Origin of the sequence: uncultured Campylobacter sp., from assembly GCF_938031315.1 — a bacterium.
GTDB lineage: Bacteria > Campylobacterota > Campylobacteria > Campylobacterales > Campylobacteraceae > Campylobacter_B.
The window spans coordinates 1-4938 of record NZ_CALHHT010000246.1 but is presented as its reverse complement, the minus strand read 5'-3'; the positions used below and the strand labels follow the sequence as shown (position 1 = coordinate 4938).

Here is a 4938-nt window from a genome sequence, read left to right as displayed (position 1 = left end):
CGCCTGCTGCGATATTTTTGGCGATCAATGCCGATTTTATGCTAGGTGCGGATTTTTTAGCGGGTACGTTTTTTATCGCTACGTTTTTTTTATCGGAGGCACTTTTGGAAAGCGAGGCGTCTTTTTTAATGCTCGCGCTAGAAACGCTCGCCGTGCGCTTTCTGTGCGGCGTGATGCCTGCATTAAAATTTTCGTTATCCGCGCTTGTATGTTTTTTCGAGCGCTCATCCGTAAATTTATCTATGCGTGAAAACGAGCGCACAACCGCGCGCGCGCCGAGTTTTGCACATTTTAAAGCGGCGGACTTCGACAGCTCGCAAATGCCGAATGTTAAAATTTTACGCGCCGCAAATTTCAAAACTACGGGCGCGCCGAGCTTCAGCGCCAAAGGCGTGGCGCATACAAGCCCGCCTGCACCGATCTTTGCGGCAAGGCCGCAATGGCGGCAAAGGTTTAAAATTTTATCCGAAGCGGCGCTTTTTTGCGCGCAGAGCCCAGCCGCACCGCAGATAGCGAGCTTCGAAGCCTTGCGCGCTAAAGCCTTCATCGCTAACCTACGATCGCGCCGTTTTTTACGGGCGCGAGTGTGCTAAGCAGCGTAAGGCTGCCGTCCTCGGCGCTTAAAATCATACCCTCGCTGCTATGTTTAAAAATTTTAGCGGGTTTTAAATTTGCCAGCACGCAGATCTGCTTGCCGACAAGCGCGGCGGGATCGTAAAATTTCGCGATACCGCTGATGATTTGACGCGGCCTCCCCTCGCCCAAATCAATCATAAATCGCAACAACTTCTCGCTGCCCTCTATGTTTTCGCACTCCAAAACCGTGCCGACTTTGATAACGCATTTTTTAAAATCATCGATTTTGATTTGAGCTTCGGATGTCGCGACTTGAACTCCCTGCGCCGTAGCGCCCGAGCCGGAAGCGTTTGCGTTTAAATTTAATGCGCCTTTTGCCGCGGCGTCTGTACCCGAACCGCTTGCAGAATTTGCAGCGCCATCCAGCCTATCGTAGTCCGCTTTCGGCATCAGCTCGTGATCAATCTTGGTAAAAAGCGGCTCGCACGGCTTAGCCTTAAAATCTAAAATTTCGCCGCGAATCACTAGCTTTTCATAAAGCGACGTGGATATTTCAAAGCCTAGCGTGTCTGCGATACGTGCTGCCGTCTTCGGCATCGCGGGACTTAGCAGTACGGCGACTTTAGCCAAAATGTTTGCAACCAATGCGACGAGAGCCAGCGCCCTATCTTGCTCGCCGTTTTTCATCAAATTCCACGGCTCGTATTTTGCGATCGAAGCGTTCGCAAGAGCAAGTGCCCTCCAAAGTTCCTCTAAGTATCTATTGGTAGCGACCTCCTCAAGCGCGCTAAGTGCGGCGCTCAGATAGGAGTTTGCTTCCTCGATCTCGGCGGTGAAAAATTTCATCACGTCTTTAGAATTTATGACGTAATCCGAGTATTTTGCGCTCATGCCGACGATGCGGCTGAGTAGATTTCCAAGCTCGTTGGCAAGCTCGGAATTTACGCGGTTTATAATCGCTTTTTGCGAAAAATCGCCGTCTTGACCGAACGGTACCTCGCGCAGCAAGAAATACCTAAACTGCTCTAGCCCGTAGGCGTTTACGACCTCGCGCGGATCCACGACGTTGCCCAGGCTCTTGCTCATCTTTTTGCCGTCGCGCGTCCACCAGCCGTGAGCTGCGATGCTGCGTGGCATATTTAGTCCCAGGCTCATCAAAAACGCAGGCCAATAAACGGCGTGAAAGCGCAAAATGTCCTTGCCCACGATATGCAGCGCGTCGCTCCAATACTCCATCCGCTCGCCGCCCGCGCAAAATCCAAGCGAGCTGAGATAATCCATCAGCGCGTCCAGCCAAACGTAAATCACGTGTTTCGGATCGTTTAGCTCAGGCGGAATTTTAACACCCCAATCAAAGCCCGTTCGCGTGATCGAAAGATCCTTCAGACCGCCTTTTACGAAGCTTACGACCTCGTTTTTTTTGCCTAGGGGCAGGATGCACTTTTCATCCTCGTACCATTTTAAAAGCCGCTCTGCGTAGACGCTAAGCCTGAAAAAATAGCTCTCCTCTTTTAAAATTTTAGTCTTTTTGCCGCAGTCGGGGCAATACTCGCCGTCGATGAGCTGATTGGAAGGGAAAAAACTCTCGCAGCTTACGCAGTAGTTGCCCTCGTATTCGCCCTTATAAATGTCGCCCTTTTCATACATCTTGCGAAATACGTTTTGCACCGCCGCCTCGTGCGCGGCATCGGTAGTGCGCGAAAACATATCGTAGCTGATGTCAAACTCGTCCCACAGGTCTTTAAATTTAGCGCTCACGCCGTCTGCGTACTGCTTCGGGCTTTTGCCGTGCTTGGCCGCGGCTTCTTCAATCTTTTGTCCGTGCTCGTCGGTGCCCGTTTTAAAAAAGACCTCATGCCCTTGCAGGCGGTAAAATCTAGCCATCGTATCGGCGATGATCGTCGTGTATGCATGACCGATGTGCGGGACATCGTTTACGTAATAAATCGGCGTCATTATGTATTTTTTCATTATTCTCCTTGCGCTTACTTAAATTTGACTAAAATTTTATTAGTCCTATTGCGCGGCTGTGCCGGTATTAGAATTTAGCGTGTATCTTACGTATCCGGTCTCCGGCTCGATAGTAATACTAGCGGTCTCTCTTGCATCATTAGTAAGTGTAATAACGCACTGGCCCACAAAAAGCCTATCATATGGCACATTAGAGTTCGCTAACTGCCCCATTGGGCGACCGTAAGAATCAAAGGAGATGGTGTGATTGTTTCCATTACCGCAATTAGTAAATTCTATATTGCTTATATTATATGTTGCTCCTAAATTTAGCTTTTGATTCATCCTTGCACCATCAGTATTGGCAGGTTGCCTAGCAAAGCCCGAAGTAAGCAGTTTGTTAGGATTTTGCGGATCAGCTGCCATAGAATTTAGGCTATTTGGTTGTCCGTTTGAACCAGGGAAGTCTCCGTTATCCCAATATATATTATATCGCCATCCTGTCGCAGAGCCCGGTGCTCCTTGATCAGTAAATTGAATCCTCCAAAATCTCTTAAACCAATTAGGATCGTCAGGATCGAATTTGTTATCATTCATAGCCAGCTGCTGCGTGTAACGAATATGAGCAGCGACTTGATCCGCCGCCTCCACTAAACTGTTTCGATTGATTTGAGGCACTGCCACCGCCGCTAAAATTCCAACCACCACGATGATGAAAATCAGCTCTATCATAGTAAATGCTTTTTTCATAATTTTTACCTTTCATAAAAATTTTGTTTATATTTTAACATAAAATTTCGCAATTAGCACGCCTTGCTTGTAAATATCTATATTTTGTATCGAATTTTTATGATCCGAGACATATTCCGGCTCATCCGCATAGATAAAAGCGCTATCCCCGCTAGGCAGTCCGTAAAATTTCAGGCGCAGGCAGAGCCTCTCGTCTTCGCAGCTTACGTTTTTTACTCCGCGATTTTTTAACTCACTTGCCAGCTGCCTAGCTACGTCAAATTTATAGATAAAATGCCGCTGCGGCTTGTTTGCGAACATCGCCTCATACATCACATCGCTAAAAATCACTGCAAAATAACTCACCGCTAAGCTTACCAGCGTTACACCCACGGCGATCTTGTGAAAGGTGCGAAATTTAGGCAATCTAACGCGGTATGAATTAAAAAGCACGCGGATAATCAAAGGCGTAGCGATGGCACAATACGGCAACGTCATCTCAAGCGCGACGCGCTGCCTTAACGAAAAAAGCATCGTCAGACAAAGAGCGCTTGTAGCGATGAACCACAGCAGGCTCTTTTCCTCTTTGATCCAAATTCTATAGATCGTGTAGATGAAAAATAAAAACACTAAAGGCGAAAACGCGCCCGCAAAAACGCCCACGGTATCTAAAAAATATCCCTTCGGCTTGCCTTCCGAGCTTACGTCGTAAAAGATCACGCTGAAGCTAAATAGCGCTATGCAAAGTAGCAAAAGCTCCTTTTTGCGCGTATAAAGCGCCCAAATTCCAAAGCCCACGTAGAGCATAAAAAACGCGCGGTCGATCAGGGCGCAAACGGACAGAAGCACGAAAAGCGCGATATTGTATTCGCTCTTTGCAAAATAGATCGCCAGCAGCGTGAAAAAAACGATGATGCCCGCAGGATTTAGCAAGATCGCGCTACTCATCGACGCAGGAAGCGCCATAAATAGCGCTGTAGCGACCACTCTATCGAAGCGACGCTTTAGAATAAATTTTGAAATTTTATAGATCATCGCGGCGTTTGCGAAGTGGATCAAAATAAACGGCGCGCGCAAGGCGTAGTCGTTGCGCCCGAAAATTTCGCAGCTTAAATTTGCGATTAGCGAAACGAGGGATTTTTTCTCATAAAAAATTTCGGCTTCGTAGTAGCTGATGCTTAAATTTGAGATCGCATAAAGCAAAAATATGCCCTGAAACAGGCACATTATGGAGATTACGAAAATTTCGTTTTGATAAAGCTTCTTCACTCTCATCCTTGCTACAGGCGCTTTAGATTTACGGCTAAATTCTACGGCCGAAATTTATAAAATTTAAGCCGCCGAATCATTTAAAATTTAGCCACTGAATTTAACCGCGCGCCGCTTCATTCCTCTATCGTATAATTTTCCCAAAAGAAATTTATCCACTCATCCGTCTTTGAAATTTTAAAATCGGGTTGGATGAGCGCCTTGGGTTTATAAAAAATCACCGCGGTTTTAAGCTCTATTTGCGGGAATTTCTCCAGCAGCACGCGCTTGATCTCTACCATGCTGTCGCCGCTGTCGATGATATCGTCCACCAGCAGCACGCGCTTGTAAAGCTCCAGATCGGGCACGTTGAAAACGTCGATGGTGTCGAGCTTTTTGGTGTCAGCGTAGTGGATGGAATTTATCGAAAATATC

At 47.2% G+C, this 4938-nt stretch carries 5 protein-coding genes; all 5 read right to left on the bottom strand.

Annotated features, from left to right (window positions below; all coding sequences use genetic code 11):
• Nucleotides 1–547, bottom strand: a 547-nt coding sequence (locus tag Q0236_RS06255; protein ID WP_297916126.1) for a hypothetical protein, incomplete at its 3' end; no start/stop codon positions are given.
• 2 nt (nucleotides 548–549) lie between these two features.
• Complete coding sequence (gene metG / locus Q0236_RS06250; RefSeq protein WP_297916124.1) at nucleotides 550–2547, bottom strand: methionine--tRNA ligase; 1998 nt, start codon at nucleotides 2545–2547, stop codon at nucleotides 550–552.
• A gap of 45 nt (nucleotides 2548–2592) precedes the next feature.
• The gene (locus Q0236_RS06245; RefSeq protein ID WP_297916122.1) at nucleotides 2593–3276 is read right to left on the bottom strand and encodes a type II secretion system protein; all 684 of its coding nucleotides are present in this window, start codon (nucleotides 3274–3276) and stop codon (nucleotides 2593–2595) included.
• Nucleotides 3277–3303: 27 nt separating this feature from the next.
• Nucleotides 3304–4530, bottom strand: coding sequence for a hypothetical protein (locus Q0236_RS06240; RefSeq protein WP_297916120.1), 1227 nt, complete (start codon nucleotides 4528–4530; stop codon nucleotides 3304–3306).
• Between the two features lie 110 nt (nucleotides 4531–4640).
• On the bottom strand, nucleotides 4641–4938 hold a 298-nt coding region (locus Q0236_RS06235; protein WP_297916118.1), incomplete at its 5' end, for a phosphoribosyltransferase.

Coding starts and splice junctions, on each gene's coding strand:
- metG (WP_297916124.1), bottom strand. CDS start 2,547: ATGAAAAAATACATAATGACGCCGATTTATTACGTAAACGATGTCCCG.
- Q0236_RS06245 (WP_297916122.1), bottom strand. CDS start 3,276: ATGAAAAAAGCATTTACTATGATAGAGCTGATTTTCATCATCGTGGTG.
- Q0236_RS06240 (WP_297916120.1), bottom strand. CDS start 4,530: ATGAGAGTGAAGAAGCTTTATCAAAACGAAATTTTCGTAATCTCCATA.